Consider the following 19,596-nt stretch of genomic DNA (forward strand, 5'->3'; position numbering starts at 1 on the left):
ATGCCAACTCTCACCATCAACGGGCGGAGTATGTCCGTGGATGCGGCGAACGACACGCCGCTCCTCTGGGCGATCCGCGAGCAATTGCAGATGACCGGCACCAAGTTCGGCTGCGGTGCCGGCCTGTGCGGTGCCTGCACCGTGCACGTCAACGGCGAAGCGGTGCGCTCGTGCCAGACCATGGTCGGCGATGTCGCCGGCAAGAAGATCACCACGATCGAAGGTCTTGCCGCCAAGGGCGATCATCCCTTGCAGAAGGCGTGGATCGCCGAACAGGTTCCGCAGTGCGGCTACTGCCAGTCCGGGCAGATCATGCAGGCGGCCTCGCTGCTCGCGAAGAATCCCAATCCGACCAAGGAAGAGGTCGTGGCGCACATGGACGGCAATCTCTGCCGTTGCATGACCTATTCGCGGATCCAGAAGGCGATCATGCGGGCTGCCACCGAGATGCGCACCGCGTCCGCCTCCGGCAACGAACGGAGGCCCACATGAATAAGCACATCAAGGCGGTCACACCCGAGACGACCGATCTCAGCCGCCGCTCGTTCCTCGTCGGCACCGCCGCGACCGGCCTCGTGCTCGGCTATGCCGGCGTGCCCGGCATCGGTGAGGCGCTCGCTGCGCCGTCGACCTTCGAGCCGAGCGTCTGGTACGCGATCGCGCCCGATGGTCTGGTCACCGTGACTTGCGGCAAGGCCGATATGGGCCAGCACATCGCCTCCACCATGGCGCAGATCGTGGCCGAAGAGCTGGGCGCGAAGTGGAGCGACATGCGGGTCAACCTCGCCTCCAACGATCCAAAATTCAACGACCCCGTGCTGGGGGCGCAGATCACCGGCGGAAGCTGGTCGACCATGATGAACTTCGAAGCCATGAGCCGCGCCGGTGCGGCCGGTCGCATGGCGCTGACGGAAGGGGCGGCAGCTTCCATGGGCGTGCCTGCTTCGGAGCTCGTGGTACGCGATTCCGTGATCTCGCATCCGAAGTCGAAGAAGCAGATGTCGTTCGCCGATGTCGTCAAGAGCGGCAAGGCGACAAAAACCTTCACGCCGGACGAGCTCAAGGCGATCAAGCTGAAGACACCGGATCAGTACACCATGATAGGCGTGTCGGTGCCGCAGCTCGACATTCCCTCCAAGACCAACGGCACGGCCAAGTACGGCATCGACGTGATGCTGCCGGGCATGGCCTATGGCGCGGTGGTGACACCGCCGGTGCGCTTCGGCGCCACGGTCAAATCGGTCGACGACTCGGCTGCGAAGAAGGTGCCGGGCTTCATCAAGGCCGTCACCCTCGACGACAAGACCGGAACGACCTCGGGCTGGGTCGTCGCGGTCGCCGCCACCTATGCCAACGCCAAGAAGGCGGCGCAGGCGCTCAAGATCGCCTATGACGGCGGTCCGAATGCGAAGGTCTCGAGCCAGTCGCTGCTCGACGAGGCGATGCGGCTTCAGAAGCAGGAGGATTCCGGGCAATTCTTCGTCAAGGACGGCGATCCCGCAGCTGCCTTCGGCTCGGCGGCCAAGGTGCTGGAGGCGGAGTACACCACCAGCATCAACATCCACGCGCCGATGGAGCCGATGAACGCCACCGCGGAGTTCAAGGGCGACATCCTGCACATCTATTCCGGCAACCAGTTCGCGACGCGCTCCGGTGCGATCGCGGCGGGTGCCGCCGGAATCGATCCGAAGTTCGTCGTCATGCACCAGATGTGGCTCGGCGGCGGCTTTGGCCGCAGGCTCGATGCCGACATGATGGTGCCGGCGGTGCAGGCGGCGAAGGCCATCGGCAAGCCGGTGAAGGTGATCTATACGCGCGAGAACGACATGACGATGGATTTCTCGCGTCCGCTCACCTACCAGAAAGTGAAGGCCGGCGTGGACGGCGACGGCAAGCTCGTCGCGCTCAGCCACGACGTGGTCTCGGCCTGGCCGACCGAGCGCTGGGGAATCCCCGATTTCCTGACGCCCTCGGTCGACAAGAAGGGCCCGCTTGACAGCTTCACGGTGAACGGCGCCGATTTCTTCTACACCGTGCCGAACCATCATGTGCGCGCGATCAAGAACGAGCTCGCGCACAACGCCACGCCGTCCGGCCAGCTCCGCTCGGTGGCGCCGGGCTGGACCTTCTGGGCGGTCGAAAGCATGATCGACGAGATCGCGGCCGCCACCGGCAAGGATCCGGCGCAGTTCCGCATCGCGCTGCTCGACGGCAAGGGCAAGAACGACGGCGGCGCGCAGCGGCTGCGCAACACGCTGCTCGCCGCGATGGGGCTGTCCGGCTACGGCACGAGGCAACTGCCGAAAGGCGAGGGGATGGGCGTCGCCTGCGTGTCGTCGCAGGAACGCGCAACCGCGAGCTGGACGGCCTGTGTCGCCCATGTCGCGGTGGCGCCGTCGGGCGAGGTGACCGTGAAGAAGCTCACGGTCGCAACCGACGTCGGCACCCAGGTGCATCCCGACAACATCCGCGCCCAGGTCGAGGGCGCGGCGCTGTGGGGCCTGTCGCTGGCGATGTACGAGAAGGCGACGCTCAAGGACGGTGGCATCGAGCAGACCAATTTCGATAGCTACACGCCCTTGCGCATGAGCCAGATGCCCGAGGTCGCGGTCGCCGTGATCGCCAATGGCGAGAAGGCCACCGGCGTCGGCGAGCCCGCGGTGACGGTGGTGGCTCCCGCCATCGGCAACGCCATCTTCAACGCCTCCGGAGCCCGGGTCCGGGCCCTGCCGATCACGGCCGAGGCCGTGAAGGGTGCGATGAAGGCGTAAGGCGGGCCTGCAATTTTGTAACGCGAGATGATCCGCCGGGGGGCACCTCCCGGCGGATTTTTCGTGAAAGGAAACCCCAGTCATTCCAAGGAGAAGGCTACTGTGCATGGGGTTGTTTTCCGTCATTTTCGATGGGCCCCCTTGCGGAACCGGATCCGTAAAATTGCGTGCAATTCCGGAAGGCTCCATTGAGCACGCCTCTTAAGGGCCGGAGAACCTGATCTGGCTTAGGCTGACGCCAAATCCAGTCCCGTGCTTTTGGGGAAGCCATGAACGCGCCAGCCAAATCCGCCGCCAAACGCCGGCTTCTGCTCGCCTCCGACCGGAGCGACGAGAGCACCGAGCTCGCCAGCATACTGAAGGCGGTCGGCGAGGTCTCGACGGTGACGACGCAGGAGATTCCCGAGCAGCCCTCGCGCGATCTCTCCGGCCTCGTGGTCGACATCAACCTGCGCTCTCCCGAAAGCGTGCAGCGGGTGCGCAACAAGCTGCGCGGCGATGCCTATCGTTCGATGCCGCGGCTGTTCGTGCTCGCCGATGCCCTGCATCACGGCACCATGCAGGCCTGGGCGCTGGGCGCCACCGACACGATCTCGCGGCCGCTTCAGCCCGACGCGATCCTGCAGCGCATCCGCGCCGCCTTCCCCGACACCGCCGTCTACGACGCGACCGATCGCGGCAAGACGCTCAACCGCGGCGTCGAGGCGGCGCATGCGGTGCTGAAGAAGATGTTCGATAAGCTACCGCTCGGCGTGCCCCTGACCTTCGACGACGTCATCGCCGCCGAGACCAAGATCCTGAAGGCGATCAAGCACTCCTCGCTGCGCGAGTGGCTCACCACGGTGGGCTGCCACCACGTCGGCAGCTACCGGCACTGCCTGTTCGTGACCGGCTTTGCGGTCTCCTTCGCGCAGCACCTCGGCATGCGCGAGGACGACCAGCGCCGGCTGACCCGCGCCGCGCTGCTGCACGACGTCGGCAAGGCCTTCGTTCCCTCCGCGCTGCTCGACAAGCCCGGCAAGCTCACCGACGAGGAGATGACCGAAGTCCGCCAGCATCCGCGCCGCGGCTATGACGCGCTCGCCGCCCAGGGCGGCTTTCCGCCGGAGATGCTCGACGTCGTGCTGCATCACCACGAATTCCTCGACGGCTCCGGCTATCCCAACGGCCTGTCGTCGAACCAGATCAGCGATATCGTGCGGGTCACCACCATCGTCGACATCTACGCCGCGCTGGTGGAAAAGCGCGCCTACCGCATGCCATTCACCCATTCGCGTGCGTTCGCGATGATGGAAGGCATGGGCGGCAAGCTGGATCAGCAGCTGTTGCAGGCGTTTCGTCCGGTGGCGCTGGGGTCGTTCTGAGTTTTGTCGTCCCGGCCCTCGTGCGCAATTGCGCACCAGGCCGGGATGACATCCTCACCCCACCATCTTCCTCAGTTCCGCCTTCGCGACCTTCTCCAGCGTCGAGCGCGGCATGTCGTCGACCAGCCTGATCTCGCGCGGCACCTTGAAGTCGGCAAGGCCGGTGCGGCAGGCCGCCATCACGCGATCATGCAGATCGGGGGCTGCGCCCGCGACGCCGCCCTGCGGGATGATGAAGACGACCGGCACCTCGTCCAGCATCGGATGCGTCTTCGCCACCACGGCGGCCTCGCGCACGCCGGGGACGAGCGCGATCACCTGCTCGATCTCGGATGCCGCCACGTTCTCGCCGCCGACTTTGAGCATGTCCTTGCTGCGGTCCCCGAAGCGGATGTAGCCGTTCTCAAGCCGCACCACGCGATCGCCGGTGAGAAAGAAGCCGTGCTCGTCGAAGCTTTCGCGCGTCGCCTTCTCGTTGTGCAGATATTCGGCGAACAGCGACAGGCCAGCGATGCCCTTGATCGAAAGATTGCCGGTGTCGCCGACCTCGGTCGGCCGCCCGTCATCGTCGGTGATGCGGATCTGGTATTCGCTCGCGGCGCGGCCGATCGACATCGGGATGTTGGGCTGATCGACCTCGCCGACGATGCCGTGGGTGATGGTCTCGGTCATGCCCCACCAGCCGATGATCTTGACGCCGAAGGCGGCGAAGGCCGGCGGCTCGTTGATCGCCGAGCCCCACAGCCGGAATTTGTGGTCCGTCGGGATCTCCTGCTCGAGCAGCGCCTTCATGCAGAACGGAATCGTCGAGGTCCAGGTCGAGCCGTGCTCGCGCGCGGCGCGCCAGAACCGGCTGGCGGAGAAGCGGGGCTGGATCACGCAAGTCGCGCCGACCCACGGCGTCGCAAGCATCGAATAGGCCAGCGCATTGGTATGGAACAGCGGCAGGTAGGCCTGGTGCACGTCGCCGGCGTGCAAATCCTCGTGCGCGGCGTTGACCTTGGCGCCCCACAATGCGTTGGCGTGGGTCCACAGCACCGCCTTGGGGCGCGATGTCGTGCCCGAGGTATATTGCACGCTGCACGGCGCGAACGGATCGGTCGCGCGCCTGGGACGGTCGGCGCTGTCGGCGAATAGCGATTCGAAACTGTCGCCGCGCGAGATCGCCTGCGCCGGTGCCGTGCCCGCATCGTGCGAGGTCACCGCCATCCAGCGGATGTTGCGGCAGTTCTGCGCGACGATCTCCGCATAGGCCGGCTGCGTGATCGCGGCGACCGCGCCGCAATGATCTGCGAAATAGTCGATCTCGGCCGGTGCCGAGCGGGTATTGGTGGTGACCGCGATGGCGCCAAGTTCGACGCAGGCGAACCAGGCCAGCAGCGCCTCGATGCAATTGTCCAGGTGAATGAGCACGTATTCGCCTGGCCTGATGCCGCGCCTGGCAAGCCCCGCCGCGAGCGCGCCGACCCGCTCGTGAAACTCGCCATAGCTCCAGTGCCGCGCGGGCGCGTCGAACGGCGCCCAGATCAGGAACGGATGCGAGCTGCGCACCTCGGCCCGCAGCTTCAGCAGCCAGGGCACGTCGAGCCCGTCGAACGGACCCACGATTCCGGCCGTGGCTTGTTGAATTGGCATGGTTCCTCCCGTGCAGCCTGCATCTTGATGGCGGCTGCCTTTTGATGATTGCGTCTTCCTGCCATCGGATGGCGCCGGGAGCAAATCGGGGCAGTCTCTCCGCCGACATTGCGAGGAGCCCTTGCGACGAAGCAATCCAGTCTGCCGCTGCGGGGGCATTTCTGGATTGCTTTGCTTCGCTCGCAATGAAGGTACTTGGGACGCCAGCGAACGCCGCGAACGCGCTAATCCGCGTACGACGAAATCTCGATCAGGTTCCCATCGGGGTCCCGGCAATAGACCGAGCGCAGCGTGCCGCGGGCGCCCTGCTTGGGAGCCGGGCCCTCCTCGATCGCGACGCCATGTGCCTGCAAATGCGCCACCACCTCGTCGGGCGTGGCGGAGGTGAGAAAGCACAGATCCTCGCTGCCGGCGGTCGGGTGGTCGGCGGTGAACCACTCCACCTTGTCGGCGTCACGCGGCCGGACGTTGATCTTCTGGTTACCGAATTGCAGCGAAGTCCGCGGCGCTTTGCCGCCGCCGGGGTCGAACAGCTTGACTTCCATGCCGAGAATCCTGCCGTACCACGCAGTGGTCGCTGCGACGTCGGCGACGTTGATCACGAGATGATCGAGGGCTTCGACCTTGACCGGCATGGCTTATCCTTTCGTCGTGATATGCCCCGTGCACTTTCCGCCTGCGGCAAGCTTTGTTACAACTGCCTCGACGCCTCTTTCAAGCTATCCGGCTTTCAAGAACAACACGTGGGAGAACCCTTGAGATGATCACTCGCCGTACCGCGCTGAGCCTGCTCGCCGCCAGTCCGCTTGCAGCCAGCCCGCTGTCGAAGGCTCTTGCCGCCGATTATCCGGCCCGGCCGGTGAAATGGGTGGTCGGCTATCCGCCGGGCGGGGCCACCGACATCCTGGCGCGGCTGATCGGCCAGCGGCTGTCGGAGAAGCTCGGCCAGCAATTCGTGATCGAGAACAAGCCGGGCGCCGGCAACAATATCGGCACCGAATCGGTGATCAATGCCGAGCCCGACGGCTACACGCTGCAGCTGGTCAATCCGGCCAACTACATCAATGCCTCGCTCTATACCAATCTGAAATTCAATTTCGTGCGCGACATCGCGCCGGTCGCCTCGTTCCAGCGCGTGCCGAACGTGATGACCGTCAACAAGGACGTGCCGGCCAAGACCGTCGCCGAGTTCATCGAATACGTGAAGGCCAATCCCGGCAAGGTCAACATGGCCTCGTCCGGCAACGGCACTTCGGTGCATCTGTCCGGCGAGATGTTCATGGCGATGACCGGCTGCAAGATGCAGCACGTGCCCTATCGCGGTGCGGCACCCGCGATCACCGACATGCTCGGCGGCCAGGTCCAGGTGATCTTCGACAACATGCCCTCGATCATCCAGCACATCCGCTCCGGCAGCTTGCGCGCGATCGCCGTCACCACCGCGGAGCGCTCGCCACAACTGCCCGACGTGCCGACGATCGGCGAGACCGTGAAGGGCTATGAGGCGAGCGCGCTGTTCGGCATGGGTGCGCCGAAGAACACGCCCAAGGAGATCATCGCCAAGCTCAACAGCGAGGTCAACGCGCTGATGAAGGAGCCGGACATGACCAAGCGCCTGGTCGAGCTCGGCGGCGAGCCGCGGGTGCAGACGCCCGAGGCGTTCGGCGAGGAGATCAAGGCCGAGACCGAGAAGTGGAAAAAGGTGGTCGAGTTCGCCGGCTTGAAAGTCGATTAGCGATGTTGCGATGACCGGGAATGGAGCCCTGCCGCAAGGCAGGGCTTTTTTCTTGCGTGCCTTGCCGCCTTGATCCGGAATGAAGCGGCGCGGCGAAACGCGCAGCTGTATGGCGCGCATGAACCCGGCCTTACCGCTTCGCCTCGGCCTGCTCGGTCCCGTTGCACGAGATCAGCATTGTATATGACCGCGCATTGCCGGCGATGTCGGTGGTCTTGAATTCGCCCTTCGGCTCCGCGGTCTGGTAGGGCACCACGGAGTTGTCGAGGAAGTCGCGCAGCGCACCGGTCTTGATTGCGAAGTTGATGTTTTCAGGGATGTTGCCGGTCGCAGCGGCGATCCGTAATCCGTCGAGCTAGCCCGTGACCACGCCCACGATCTGTCCGCTGGTATCGAACAGCGGGCCGCCGCTATTGCCGGGCTGCACGGGCGCGCTGATTTGCAGGAAACGCGAATCGTTGCGCAGGCCGCTGAGCGAGCTGACGATCCCGGTCGTCACGGTGAAATCCGACGTCAGCAGCCCGTGGAAGGGAAAGCCGATCGCGACGATGGAATCGCCGGAGCGGACCGAACGGTCGCGAATCCGGGCGAAGTCCTTGAACGCCGTCGCCGACGGCGCCTGCAGCAGAGCGAGATCGTTGTTGGCATCGCTCGACACCACGCGCAGCACCATCGCCGCTTCGCCGGTGCGATTGCCCTTGATGTCGCCCACGCAGCCGTCAACCACATGATTGTTGGTGACGACGTGCCCGTTGGAGCTGACGACAAAGCCTGTGCCGCTCTTGGTTCGAGCAGACTTGCTGCCGGTTGCCGGTGATGCCTGCTTGTCCGGCGCGGCCTGCGGCTTGGCGGCAATCCTTGTAAAGTCGCCGGCCTTGTCCAGTCCGTCGACTTTAACTCTGGTGACACAATTGGTCACCGCGGCCACCAAAGGCGCAGTTGATGTCAGGCTGAATTGAAAGGGTGTCCCCCTCGCCACGGCTACCATCAGGCTCGCCTTCTGGAGGGCGCGAGCGACGTTGGCGGGCAGAACTGCGGAGACCATGACCTCGGAAAACGCCGTCCCGAAGAGCCTCGCCTCGGTCTGGCCATCGAAGGTTACGTCGATCGTCAGGTTCTCGCCCTTCTTGAAGCGAAATGCCGGATTGGCAAAGCCGAGCAGCCAGGAGTTGTTTGCATCCTGGCCAACAAGCAAAGTGACGCCGTTGGCGTAAGGTGTGCTTGCAGCGCAGTGTGAGAATGCGCCGGTCGAATCATTGGAAAAGGCGCCGCCGTTCCAGGTTGCCGACGTGGATGGAGCCGAACGGCCCCGCCGCATGCGCCAAGCTGACGACGGCCAATTGCAACGAAGACGCGACGACGAATGACTTAAGCCACATGCCAGCCCCCCGGAAATGCTTTTGCCTCCATCTTATCCGTGGGAGGTGGTGCCACGCAACCGCCAGTTGTCTGTTCGGGCGCAGTCTCCTTGCCGCGAGTTTCGGGCTTGCATTTACTTTGCCTTGCCGTATACTTTGCAATACAAAGTGAGGGGATCAGCGGTCCCGAAAAGCGTGGGCGGAGTGGGGCTTGGCGTTGCCAATGCGCGATCTCGACAAGGCACTGGCCGACATCGTGGCGATCCGCAGCCAGATCGCGGCGGGCACGGCGTTCCGCGGCTACGGCCCGGCGACGATGGCCGCGACCGGCGCGGTCGCGCTTCTCACCGCGATCCTGCAATTCTGGCTGCTCGGCGATCCCACCGGCGAGCCGCTCGGCTTCTTTCTCGGCTGGTTCATTGCCGCCGTGCTCTCCGTCCTGGTGATCGGCATCGAGATGCGCGCGCGCTCCCGCCGGCATCATTCCGGCCTTGCCGATGCCATGATCCACCAGGCGGTCGAGCAGTTCCTGCCCGCAGGCGTTGCCGGCGTGCTGCTTGCGGTGGTGGTGTGGAAGTTCGCAGGCGAGACGCTGTGGCTGCTGCCGGGCCTGTGGCAGATCCTGGTGTCGCTCGGCATCTTCGCTTCCGTCCGCTCGCTGCCGCGCACCGTCGCGCTGGCCGGCGCCTGGTATTTCGTATCAGGCTTTGTGGTGGTGGTGCTGGCGAGCCGAACCCATACGCTGTCACCATGGACCATGGGACTGCCCTTCGTGATCGGGCAGTCGATGATGGCGGGCATTCTGTATTTCGCGTCCGGAGACCATGATGTCGAAGATTGACAGCGCACCCTTCTCTTACGAGGGACTGGATCGCGTGATCCACGAGAAGGCGAGGCTCGGCCTTCTGACCTCGCTGATGGCGCATCCTAAGGGTCTGGCGTTCGCCGACCTCAAGCAGCTCTGCGGCCTCACCGACGGCAATCTCAGCCGGCATCTCGGCGTGCTCCAGGAAGCCGGCCTCGTCGAGGTGACCAAGGGTTACGAGGGCAATCGTCCGCACACGACCTGCCGCCTCACCAAGGCCGGCCGCCGCCGCTTCCTCGACTATCTCGCCGTGCTCGAGCGCCTGGTGCGCGACGCGGCGAAAGCCGCAGGCCGCGAGGCGCCGCCGCTCGGCCGTCTCGGCATCATTTCGACCTGATCCCCCTTTTTTTGACCGGAGACTTTGCGATGCAAAGTGGCGCTATGTCCTGCGACGAAAAGCTTCACGTCGGTATCATCATGGACGGCAACGGACGATGGGCGACACGCCGCAACCTGTCGCGCGTACGCGGCCACGAGGCCGGCGTCGAGACGATCCGCCGCATCGTCGAGGCCGCGCCCAAGCAGGGCATCGGCACGCTGACGCTCTATGCGTTCTCCACCGACAATTGGCGCCGGCCGAAGGCCGAAGTCGCCGCGCTGATGACGCTCTTGCGCTTCTATCTCGCCAACGAGGTGCAGAGTCTGGTGAAGAACGGCGTGCGTCTCACCGTGATCGGCCGCCGCGACCGCCTGCCCGACGGCATCGCCAATGCGATCGCACGCGCGGAAGACGCCACTGTGCAAGGCAGCACGCTGCACTTGCGCATCGCGGTCGACTATTCCGCGCGCGACGCCATCCTCGCCGCGGCGGCGAAGGCGGCGGCGCTGACGAGCCTCACCCGCGAAGCCTTCTCGCAGCTCGTCACCGGCGAGGCGGGTTTGCGCGACGTCGATCTCATCATCCGCACCTCGGGCGAGAAACGGCTATCGGACTTCCTGCTCTGGGAAGGCGCCTATGCCGAGCTGCACTTCACCGAGCGGATGTGGCCCGAATTCGACGCGGCCGATCTCGCCGCGGCCCTGGCCTCCTTCCATGGCCGCGAACGCCGCTTCGGCGGCCTCCAGGCGATCATGCCGGAAGAGGTGCCTTCACTCTCTCGGGCGTGACGCAGCGCGGGGCGCGAGGCCGCGTGAGCGCGGCCCGTATGTGACGCACGGCCCAGGGCAACGTATTGTTCGTTTTCGGCCGCAAGATTGGCAGCACCGTCCAAGCGGCAAGTGCGCGGTCTCGGCTAGGTGTGCATTCGACGCAACCTGCCGAGAGCCTCGCGCATGTCACAGCTATCTCTGGATGCCGCTGTCGAGCCGAATGAGACGAGAGATGCACTCTGCATCAGGGTCGCCAATGCCTCCGATGTTGAAAGCCTCTCGATCTATTTCACGGGCCTTTCCGCGACAACGCGCAACAGGCGCTTCATGGGCGCGCGGGCGGACTTTGCCGTGGTCGCGGCCGAGTGCCTGACAAAGACCAGCGGTCCCGATCATTTTACGCTGCTCGCCGAGTTCACGCAGGAGGGGCAGAGCGCAATCATCGGCGAAGCGCTCTACGCCTACGATGCGACCGCGCGGCACGGCGAGTTTGCCATCTCGATCGCCGACGCCTTCCAGCGCAAGGGCCTTGGCCTCCAAATGATGACCGCAATGGAGCGGCGCGCGAGCGATCTCGGTCACGAGATGATTGCGGCCGAGACTGCGCGGGCCAATGCCGAAATGCGGGGTCTTGCGAAAAAAGCGGGCTTCGCCGATACCGGCCTCGGTGACTGGCAGTCGGTCCATCTCGCCAAGCGCCTGTCGCGGGTGCCATAGCCGCGTTGATTTGCCGCGTGGCACGGATCGTGCTCTAGTATGTGCTCTGGTATCGCCGGGTATCCCCGGCGATGGGAGCTTTCGCAAGATGCGCGCAGTTCTGGATCATTGCACCGGCGGAACGGAGCGGCCGGTCGCGGCCGGCACGCTCGTCGTCACCGAGGGCGGCACCAGCAGCGGTCACCTCTACGTGCTCGTGGAAGGCAGGCTCGAAGTGCTCAAGGGCGACACGGTGGTCGCGACCATCGTCGAGCCCGGCGCGGTGTTCGGTGAAATGTCCGTGCTGCTCGGGCTGCCACATACCGCAACGGTGCGCGCCGCCACGGATTCGGTCATCTACGAGTTCGAGGACGCGGCGTCATTCCTCATAGAGAAGCCGGAGGTGGCGCTGCTGCTCGCGCGCACGCTGGCCCAGCGGCTCAACGTCGCCAACACCTATCTTGCCGATCTGAAGCGGCAATATGCCGGTCATGGCACTCACCTCGCGATGGTCAGCGAGGTGCTTCAGAGCATGATCAACCTGCCACCGCTTGAGGTCTCGCCAGGCTCGGATCGACAATCCGATCCAAGGATGTGAGCCAGTCCGGCGGCTCCGCGACATGGCAAGCCGGTCGCTTCAGCGGCGCGGCGAGATCGATCCACTGCGCTTCGCCCGCCGCCAGCCAGAATGCCTTGTTCGCATCGAGGTCCAGCACGATATGCGTCGGCGGCCGGCCCGGTTGCAGGCCGGTATTGAACACCCAGGTCTGCCCCAGCCGGTCGAACCACGAACCGTCGGGGATGAAGGGCGACTGATGCACGTGGCCCGAGATCACCATCGAGGGCTGGTACTGCATGATCCATTGCACCAGCTCGACATCGCCGAAGAAACGCTTGCCGCCCCAGCTCGTCGGTGAATTCGCCGGCGGCGCATGATGCACCCAGATCCAACGCTGCGGCCGGCTGACGGCGGCGTCGCGCAACTGGTCGGCGAGGCGCTGCTTGACCATCGGCCCATCCCACCACGGGCACACCGTGAACAGCGTGTCGCCGAGGGTGAGGTCGTCGCCGTCGCAGGCAATGCCCAGCTCGCGCACCTCCGAGATCCAGCGCGAGATCTTCTCGCCCTCCGCATTGCGCTCGTCGAGGTCGTGATTGCCGGAGCAGAGGATGACGCGGGTGGTGTCGGCAAGAAGCGTCAGGTACTTCTTCACCACCACGATCTGCGCGCGGAAATCCACCATCGAGCCGATGTCGAGCGCATCGCCGGCGAAGATCACGAGGTCGAATTGCGGAGCCGCGCTGACCAGCCAGTCGAGCTGCGGCAGTGAATAGTGCAGGTCGGCCACGACCAGGCAGCGCATTGAAAATCCGTTTGCGAGATTGAAAATGTCTGGGAATTGCAAAATGTCGTAAGGCAAGAAGCAGACCAGCACGGCCGCCGCCTCCCGTCAATCGCGGGGCTGGACCGGTTCGTCGAATTCTGATGTCGTGTCTGAAGTCTTGGCGCACCCTCACCCGCTCGTGTCCGCATGACCTCTTTCAAGACCATCCGTGCCCGCGCCGAGAAGCGCAAGGGCGGACCCAAGGCGCTGGACAGGCTGATGCCCGACAAGCCCGACCTGAAGGGGCTGGCGAAGCTTGGCGACGACCGCATCCTCGCCGAGATGACGAGGCGCGTGTTTTGCGCGGGCTTTGCCTGGAGCGTGATCGAGACGAAATGGGACGGCTTTGAGGACGCGTTCCTGCGCTTCCAGCCGGCCGAGCTTACCTTCCAGCCCGAGGATTATTGGGAGGGCCTGCTGCGCGACGCGCGCATCGTGCGCAACGGCGCCAAGATCATGTCGGTGCGCGACAATGCCGCCTTCGTGCAGGCGATCGCGAAAGAGCACGGCAGCTTCGGCAGATTTCTGGCGAAATGGTCGCCGTCCGACGAGATCGGCCTGCTCGATCTCCTCACCAGGCGCGGCAGCCGTCTCGGCGGCAACACCGGCCAGATGCTGCTGCGCTTCGTCGGCTGGGACGGTTTCGTCACCTCGAAGGACGTGGTGGCCTGCCTGCGCGATGCGGGTCTCGACATTGCCGAAGAGGTGAAATCGAAGGGCGATCTAGCCAAGGTCCAGGCGCAGTTCAACGCCTGGGCCGAGGAGACCGGTCTGTCCTACACATATCTGTCACGTATCTGCGCGCTGTCGGTGGGCGAGAACCGAAGCGAGTAGCGGGTCACTGGAAATCAGGAGAACAGGAATGGCCAAAGCCTATTGGATCGCCGCCTACCGTGCGATCAAGAACCCCGACGCCATGGCGGCCTATGCCAAATTGTCGCGTCCGGCGATCGAGGCGGCCGGCGGCCGTGTGCTGGCACGCGGGATGCCGGCCGCGGCCTTCGAGCTCGGTCAGATGGAACGCGTCGTTCTCATCGAGTTCGACAGCGTCGAGAGCGCCAGGGCTGCCTATGCGAGTCCGGCCTATCAGGCCGCTCACGACCTGCTCGGAGACGGTGCCGACCGCGACATCCGGATCGTAGAAGCCGTCGACTAGCGCCGTCCCCGCGCAGATCTTGTGCATCCTGTGGCGATCTCGTGCCGCGCGCGCGGCAGATGCGGCGCGCGATCACGAAATGCATTTCTGTCGGAACATTTGTGCGCAGCACCCGTTCGGGAGCTTGAGCCAGGCGAACATCGGCGCAGGGAACACCCGCTCTGGCTCGGCTCAATGAAACCGACATGACAGAAACGGAGCAGCTCATGAAGCTCACATCCGAACAGGTGAAGCAGACCGTCAACCAGCTCGGCGCTCAGGTGCTGCCCGACGAGCATCCCGCCATGCCGCAGCTCAACAGCATGTTCGGCGAGCACACCTTCTTCGTCGACGAGATGGGACTGAAGGTCCTCGAGCCCGCGGCGTCGCCCGGTGCCGACCGCGAGAGCGGCGAAGTCGTCAGCCTCGCCGACTGGGGCGATTCCGACCTGACGCGCCTGATGGCGCACGAACCCGAGCCGACCGGCGTGATCGTCGTGTTCGGGCACATGAGGCATTGATCGGCTCGGCGGATCGACCTTCGGTGGCGAGTCTGAAAATCCCGCCACCGTCCCTTCGCACAGCGAGCGCGCTGTGCGGCTTTCTGCATTCGCCGAGAGTCCCGTCGGTTCGGCCCAGATGCCGAACGTCGGCTGCGGCTCCGTTGAATTGAGGTTCCCGACCATCCATGTTGGATGCATCAAAGAGCAATCTCAGGCTTGTGAGTGGCAAGCATGGGCACGCGATCTAATATGAATCTGCGGAGGACAGCCAATGCAATACAGCTCCGAGTTCATTCAGACCATGCGTCGGGCGCTAGAGGCCGTGATGGCGAGCGTGCCCTCTGATCAATCGGTCTTCGGCCTGAAAGCGGCCGTAGCCGAATGCATCCTGAAGGCGGCCGCACACGGTCAGACGTCGTACGACGGACTGGTGACGTCGGCTTCCGACCAGATCCAGGCGATCATCTCGATGCTGACCTGAGCGTGTCCTCGGCTGAGCAGACGATGCCTCCAACGCGAGCTATCACAAGGACAACTCGGGTGAGGGTGCCTCCAGCGCGCAACGGAAGAGACTGGCGCACCCGACACGATTCGAACGTGTGACCTTTGCCTTCGGAGGGCAACGCTCTATCCAGCTGAGCTACGGGTGCAACGAGGCTTCATGTAGCCGATTGGCGAGGGGCGGGCAACCGCTTCCCGCTGCACCCCGCTAGGCCGTTTTGCGCCGGAAAGGCGCCGGAACCGCCGCGGGATCCCGCCCGAGGCCGGCGAATTCGGCGAGCACGCGTTCGGCGCAGATGACACGGTTGCGCCCGAGCCGTTTGGCCGCATAGAGCGCCTCGTCGGCCGCGCCCAGCAGTCGGTCGGGGCCGCCGTCGGATTCGCCCGGAATGTGGCTGGCGACGCCGACGCTGAGGGTGACGTGGTCGGCGGCCCCCTCGGCGCCGTGGGCGATCCGCAAGGCCATGACGGCGCTTCGGATCTCGTCGGCGATGGTGCAGGCGGCGTCGCAATCCATGTCCGGCAGGATCAGCGCGAATTCCTCCCCGCCATAGCGGCTGGCGAGGTCGAGCGGGCGCACGGCATGGCGGCTGACGACGGCGGCGACCGCGCGCAGGCATTCGTCGCCGCTCTGGTGGCCGTGCCGGTCGTTGAACAGCTTGAAATGATCGACATCGACGAACAGCAGCGCCATCGGCTTCTGCGTCCGCTGGGCGCGGGCCCATTCGCTCATCAGCATCTGGTCGAACGAGCGGCGGTTCGACAGGCCGGTCAGCCCGTCCTTGGTGGCAAGCTCCTTCAACGTCATCTCGGCGCGCTTCTGGTCGGTGAGGTCGCGCAGCGTCTCCACCACGGCGATCAGGTGGCCGGCCTCGTCGTGGATTGGGCCGGCGTCGATGGCGAGATAGAGCTGGCTGCCGAGCTTGGGCATCACGCACCAGTTCTCGGCGCTGAAGCCGAGTCCGTTATGGCCGCGCGCCGCATATTCCGAATAGAACTCGGGAAGTTGTTCGGGACGGTCGAGCGCGACGAGATCGGCGAGGCAAGGGCGCCTGGTCTCGTAGAAGGCCTGCCAGTGTTTCGTCGTGCCGATCACCTCGGAGGCGGCGACCCCGGTCAGCCGCTCGCAGGCCCGGTTCCAGATCACGACGCGGCGCTTCGGATCGATCACGAAAGTCGGCACCACCAGATGCTGCATCAGCCGCACGGCATAGGAATCCGCAACGTCGACGGTCTGGGCTGAAGTTTTGCTCGGCTTCGCCATCTCAGGCCACCGCCGCCACGGGCAAAGCATCGCCCGGGCCGAACAGTTTTCGCACCTCGTTGGCCGGCTTCGGTTTGCTGAACAGATAGCCCTGCATCTGGGTGCAGCCGAGCGCGCGCAGAATATCGCGTTGGGCCTCGGTCTCGACGCCCTCGGCGACCGTGGTCATGTTGCTGGCGGCGGCGATGTTCACCACCGCCTGCACGATCACGGGCGCGCCGCTCGTCTCCGCGATGTCGGCGACGAAGCAGCGGTCGATCTTGATCTTGTCGAACGGGAAACGCTTCAAATAGCTCAGCGAGGAGTAACCGGTGCCGAAATCGTCGAGCGCGATGCGCACGCCGATCGCGCGGAGCTGGTGCAGGATCGAAAGCGCCGCCTCGTCGTCGCGGATCAGCACGGCTTCGGTGATTTCGAGCTCGAGCCGGGACGGGGCGAGCCCCGAGGCGGCGAGCGCGCCGGCGATCCGCAGCGCCAGCGTGTCGCATTTGAGCTGTACCGGCGAGACGTTGACCGCGACGCGCACATGCCCCGGCCAGGTCGCGGCCTCGTTGCAGGCCATGCGCAGCACCCAGTCGCCGAGCTCGTTGATCAGGCCGGTGTCCTCGGCGATCGGAATGAACTCCGCCGGCGATACCATGCCGCGCTCGGGATGCCGCCAGCGCAGCAGCGCCTCGCAGCCGGCGACTTCGCCCGAGCGCAGGTCGACCAGCGGCTGGTAGTGGATCTCGAAACCGCCGTCGACCAGGGCCTGGCGCAAATCCTGCTCTAGAGAGAGGCGCGCCTTGGCGCACGCATCCATCTCCGGCTCGAAGAAGCGGTGGGTGCGGCGCCCTTCGGCCTTGGCGCCGTACATCGCGAGGTCGGCATTCTTGATGAGCTGGTCGAGATCGTTGCCATCCTGCGGCGCCAGCGCGATGCCGATGCTGGCATCGGTGGAGAGCTGATGGCCGAAGCAATGATAGGGCCGGCGGATCGCCTCGTAGATCCGCGTCACGAACGACAGCACATCGGCAGACGATTCGATCCCGGTCTGGATCACCGCGAATTCGTCGCCGCCGAGCCGTGCGATCAGGTCGCCCCTCTTGAGGCAGCCGCGGAGGCGGCCCGCGATCGCCTTCAACAGCTCATCGCCGACGTGATGGCCAAGCGAATCGTTGATGCCCTTGAACTCGTCGACGTCGATATAGAGCAGCGCGAACTGTCCGCCGCCGGGGACCTTCGCCAGCTCGCGCTCGATCTGCTCGCGGAACAGCGTGCGGTTGGGCAGGTCGGTCAGCGCATCGTAGTGCGCCATATGCGCGATCTTCTCGTCGGCGCGACGGCGCTCGGTGACGTCGTCGACGACGCTGATGAGATACTGCGGCTCGCCGGACCCATCGCGGATGCTGATCCGCGTCGAGGTGATATAGCGCATCCCCTTGGTCAGGCTCGGCCAGGGATGCTCGTCCTTGAACAATCCAGTGTCGGTGGCTTGCAACGCGTCGCTGTCGTCATCGGTGACGCGTCTTGCCGTCTCCTCCGGGTAGACGTCGAAGGGCGTCTTGCCGACCACGGTTTCCCGCGACTGGCCGAATTGCTCTTCGGCGGTCCGGTTGATCAGCAGATATTGCCGCGTCCGGGCGTCCTTCACCGTGATCTGTGAGGGGATATGGTCGACGATCTCGCGCAGGAACGTGTAGTTGCGGTCGCGTTCCTGCTCCAGATTGCGCCGCTCGGTGATCTCCTCGATCGTCGCGACCCATCCGCCCTGCGCAAGCGGGGTGTTGATGACCTGGAAGGCGCGGCCGTTGGGCAATTGATGGGTCCGGGTGGCGACCTTGCCTTCGGCGACGCCGCTCATGACCTCGGCGCAAAATTCCTCGACGTTGCCGCTGAACGCATTGCACTCCTTGCGGTGGTGCATCGCTTCGTGGATGTGGCAGCCGGGTTTGATGACGTCGTGGGAGAGGCCGAACATGTCGGCATAGCGGCGATTGCAGGTGACGATGTACCCATCGGCATCGTACAGGATCAGCCCCTGGGACATATTGTTCAGCGCAGTGTCGAGCCACTGCCGCTCCGCCTCCAGCCGCCGCTGGGCCTCGCGGTTCTGCCGGTTGATCTGACGGATGATCAGGAACAGGATCAGCGCGATCGCGGCCGCCGAAAGCGTCGCTGTGGTGATCATGAAGCCGGTCTGCTGCCGCCAGTCGGCCAACGCGGCGCTCGTGGTGCTGGTCGCGACGATGACCAGCGGGAAATGCGAAAGCGACGCCCCCGAGCCGAGGCGATCCTCGCCGTCGATCGGACCCTTGACGCGCAGCGTGTGCCGGCCGCCTTCGGCCAGCATCTTGCGCATCAACGGCGCGTCCTTGAAGTTCCTGCCGATCAGCTCCTCGACATGCGGGTAGCGCGCCAGCATCTTGCCTTCGCGGTCGAACAGCGAGATCGCCGTGCCTTCGGCAAGCGCCACGGATGCGAAGTAGTTCTGGTAGCTGTCCGGATCGATCCGTCTGACCATCGCGCCGAAGAAGGTGCCGTCCGCGCCGTTCAGCCGGCGCGCGACGACCGTGGTCCATTTGCCGATGATGAAGCTGCGGACCGACTCCAGCACCACCGGTTCGGCCATCGGATTCGATTTGAACGTCTGAAAATAGGCGCGCGAGGAGATGTTGATCTTGGGCAGCGGCTGGGCCCGCGACCAGTTGATCAGCTCGCCGTCGGCATCGTAGATCGCGATGTCGCCGAGATAGGACACGGAGCTGATCTTGCTGCGCAGCATCTGGTTCGTCACCGGTCCGGACATGCGCTCACGGAACATCCCGGGCGAGGTGATCTCCGGCAGGTTCATCTGCCCGATCACATCGGCGGCGACGACGTCGGAATCTTCGAATTGCTGATCAAAGTGCCGCGCGATCAGCTGCACGGTGTTTTCCAGCTCGCGCTCGCGGTTGGCGAGGGTTCGTTCGCGAAATTCGCCGACCGCCATGGCGGTCACGGCGAAGATCCCCGCGACCAGCAACACGCCGCACAGGGTCAGCCACAGCACCGGTCCGCGCCGAATGACGGCCTCCCAGCCGTTCCTCGCGGCTAGGAATATTCCGGCTGCAATGCCTGCAATGACCTGGCGCATTCCCCCCTCCCTGGAGGGACAGGAATACACCGCACAAATGGCGCAAACCTTAGCAAAACCAGTTACCTAAGCATTAATCTCGTTGCGCGATCACGGTCTTATCCAGCGCGCCGCTGCATTGCATCATCAACAGCGGTTTAAAATGAATAGCGCCGCTCTTGTCGGCGCCGCAACGGTGAA

18 protein-coding genes, 1 tRNA gene and 1 pseudogene are annotated in these 19,596 nt (G+C 64.9%); 13 read left to right on the plus strand and 7 right to left on the minus strand.

Annotated features, from left to right (window positions below; translation table 11 throughout):
* The 3 genes from NR187_RS29085 (at position 1) to NR187_RS29095 (ending at position 4,135) form a co-directional block, all read left to right on the plus strand.
* Complete coding sequence (locus tag NR187_RS29085) at positions 1-492, plus strand: (2Fe-2S)-binding protein (RefSeq protein ID WP_027514647.1); 492 nt, start codon at positions 1-3, stop codon at positions 490-492.
* Positions 489-2,771 (plus strand): molybdopterin cofactor-binding domain-containing protein, encoded by a 2,283-nt coding sequence (locus tag NR187_RS29090; RefSeq protein WP_211383951.1) that lies wholly within the window; start codon positions 489-491, stop codon positions 2,769-2,771. The genes NR187_RS29085 and NR187_RS29090 overlap by 4 nt, the downstream gene beginning before the upstream one ends.
* Before the next feature lie 269 nt (positions 2,772-3,040).
* Positions 3,041-4,135 (plus strand): HD-GYP domain-containing protein, encoded by a 1,095-nt coding sequence (locus NR187_RS29095; protein ID WP_211383952.1) that lies wholly within the window; start codon positions 3,041-3,043, stop codon positions 4,133-4,135.
* Positions 4,136-4,189: 54 nt separating this feature from the next.
* Here NR187_RS29095 and NR187_RS29100 read toward each other — a convergent pair whose 3' ends face one another.
* Positions 4,190-5,770, minus strand: coding sequence for an AMP-binding protein (locus NR187_RS29100; RefSeq protein ID WP_256808541.1), 1,581 nt, complete (start codon positions 5,768-5,770; stop codon positions 4,190-4,192).
* A 224-nt stretch (positions 5,771-5,994) separates the two neighbouring features.
* Positions 5,995-6,405 carry a VOC family protein gene (locus tag NR187_RS29105; RefSeq protein ID WP_256808543.1) on the minus strand — a complete coding sequence of 137 codons (411 nt, stop codon included), beginning with the start codon at positions 6,403-6,405 and terminating at the stop codon, positions 5,995-5,997.
* 125 nt (positions 6,406-6,530) lie between these two features.
* On the opposite strand from NR187_RS29105, the gene NR187_RS29110 reads away from it, so the two are divergent.
* Positions 6,531-7,505: a tripartite tricarboxylate transporter substrate binding protein gene (locus tag NR187_RS29110; RefSeq protein WP_211383955.1), complete on the plus strand. Its 975-nt coding sequence runs from the start codon at positions 6,531-6,533 to the stop codon at positions 7,503-7,505.
* A gap of 130 nt (positions 7,506-7,635) precedes the next feature.
* On the opposite strand, the pseudogene NR187_RS29115 reads toward NR187_RS29110, so the two are convergent.
* Positions 7,636-8,884 (minus strand): annotated as a pseudogene (locus NR187_RS29115) (S1C family serine protease).
* Positions 8,885-9,086: 202 nt separating this feature from the next.
* Here NR187_RS29115 and NR187_RS29120 point away from each other — a divergent pair.
* The 5 genes from NR187_RS29120 to NR187_RS29140 all read left to right on the plus strand — a co-directional run bounded on the left by NR187_RS29120 (position 9,087) and on the right by NR187_RS29140 (position 12,111).
* Positions 9,087-9,704, plus strand: a complete 618-nt coding sequence (locus NR187_RS29120; RefSeq protein ID WP_211383956.1) for a hypothetical protein — start codon at positions 9,087-9,089, stop codon at positions 9,702-9,704.
* On the plus strand, positions 9,691-10,065 hold the full coding sequence (locus NR187_RS29125; RefSeq protein ID WP_211383957.1) for a transcriptional regulator: 375 nt from the start codon (positions 9,691-9,693) through the stop codon (positions 10,063-10,065). The genes NR187_RS29120 and NR187_RS29125 overlap by 14 nt, the downstream gene beginning before the upstream one ends.
* Before the next feature lie 29 nt (positions 10,066-10,094).
* Positions 10,095-10,835 carry a di-trans,poly-cis-decaprenylcistransferase gene (locus tag NR187_RS29130; RefSeq protein WP_211383958.1) on the plus strand — a complete coding sequence of 247 codons (741 nt, stop codon included), beginning with the start codon at positions 10,095-10,097 and terminating at the stop codon, positions 10,833-10,835.
* A 165-nt stretch (positions 10,836-11,000) separates the two neighbouring features.
* Positions 11,001-11,534 (plus strand): GNAT family N-acetyltransferase, encoded by a 534-nt coding sequence (locus NR187_RS29135; protein WP_256808546.1) that lies wholly within the window; start codon positions 11,001-11,003, stop codon positions 11,532-11,534.
* 88 nt (positions 11,535-11,622) lie between these two features.
* Positions 11,623-12,111: a Crp/Fnr family transcriptional regulator gene (locus NR187_RS29140; protein WP_256808547.1), complete on the plus strand. Its 489-nt coding sequence runs from the start codon at positions 11,623-11,625 to the stop codon at positions 12,109-12,111.
* Here the strand turns inward: NR187_RS29140 and NR187_RS29145 are convergent.
* A complete protein-coding gene (locus NR187_RS29145; protein ID WP_256808548.1) occupies positions 12,050-12,877 on the minus strand; it encodes a metallophosphoesterase in 828 nt (275 codons plus the stop codon). The genes NR187_RS29140 and NR187_RS29145 overlap by 62 nt on opposite strands.
* Before the next feature lie 168 nt (positions 12,878-13,045).
* Here NR187_RS29145 and NR187_RS29150 point away from each other — a divergent pair, with 168 nt between their 5' ends.
* The 4 genes from NR187_RS29150 to NR187_RS29165 all read left to right on the plus strand — a co-directional run bounded on the left by NR187_RS29150 (position 13,046) and on the right by NR187_RS29165 (position 15,017).
* Positions 13,046-13,732, plus strand: a complete 687-nt coding sequence (locus tag NR187_RS29150) for a DNA-3-methyladenine glycosylase I (RefSeq protein ID WP_256808549.1) — start codon at positions 13,046-13,048, stop codon at positions 13,730-13,732.
* Between the two features lie 28 nt (positions 13,733-13,760).
* Complete coding sequence (locus tag NR187_RS29155) at positions 13,761-14,054, plus strand: DUF1330 domain-containing protein (RefSeq protein WP_211383963.1); 294 nt, start codon at positions 13,761-13,763, stop codon at positions 14,052-14,054.
* 206 nt (positions 14,055-14,260) lie between these two features.
* Positions 14,261-14,554, plus strand: a complete 294-nt coding sequence (locus NR187_RS29160) for a hypothetical protein (protein ID WP_211383964.1) — start codon at positions 14,261-14,263, stop codon at positions 14,552-14,554.
* Positions 14,555-14,807: 253 nt separating this feature from the next.
* Positions 14,808-15,017 carry a hypothetical protein gene (locus NR187_RS29165; RefSeq protein WP_211383965.1) on the plus strand — a complete coding sequence of 70 codons (210 nt, stop codon included), beginning with the start codon at positions 14,808-14,810 and terminating at the stop codon, positions 15,015-15,017.
* Between the two features lie 92 nt (positions 15,018-15,109).
* Here NR187_RS29165 and NR187_RS29170 read toward each other — a convergent pair.
* The 3 genes from NR187_RS29170 to NR187_RS29180 all read right to left on the minus strand — a co-directional run bounded on the left by NR187_RS29170 (position 15,110) and on the right by NR187_RS29180 (position 19,416).
* Positions 15,110-15,186, minus strand: a tRNA-Arg gene (locus NR187_RS29170).
* 59 nt (positions 15,187-15,245) lie between these two features.
* A complete protein-coding gene (locus tag NR187_RS29175; protein ID WP_256808550.1) occupies positions 15,246-16,301 on the minus strand; it encodes a diguanylate cyclase in 1,056 nt (351 codons plus the stop codon).
* 1 nt (position 16,302) lies between these two features.
* Positions 16,303-19,416 (minus strand): EAL domain-containing protein, encoded by a 3,114-nt coding sequence (locus NR187_RS29180; protein ID WP_256808553.1) that lies wholly within the window; start codon positions 19,414-19,416, stop codon positions 16,303-16,305.
* Positions 19,417-19,596 lie beyond the last annotated feature (180 nt).

The sequence above is a fragment of the Bradyrhizobium sp. Bra64 genome (assembly GCF_024519875.1).
In the GTDB taxonomy this organism is placed as follows: Bacteria; Pseudomonadota; Alphaproteobacteria; order Rhizobiales; family Xanthobacteraceae; genus Bradyrhizobium; species Bradyrhizobium japonicum_G.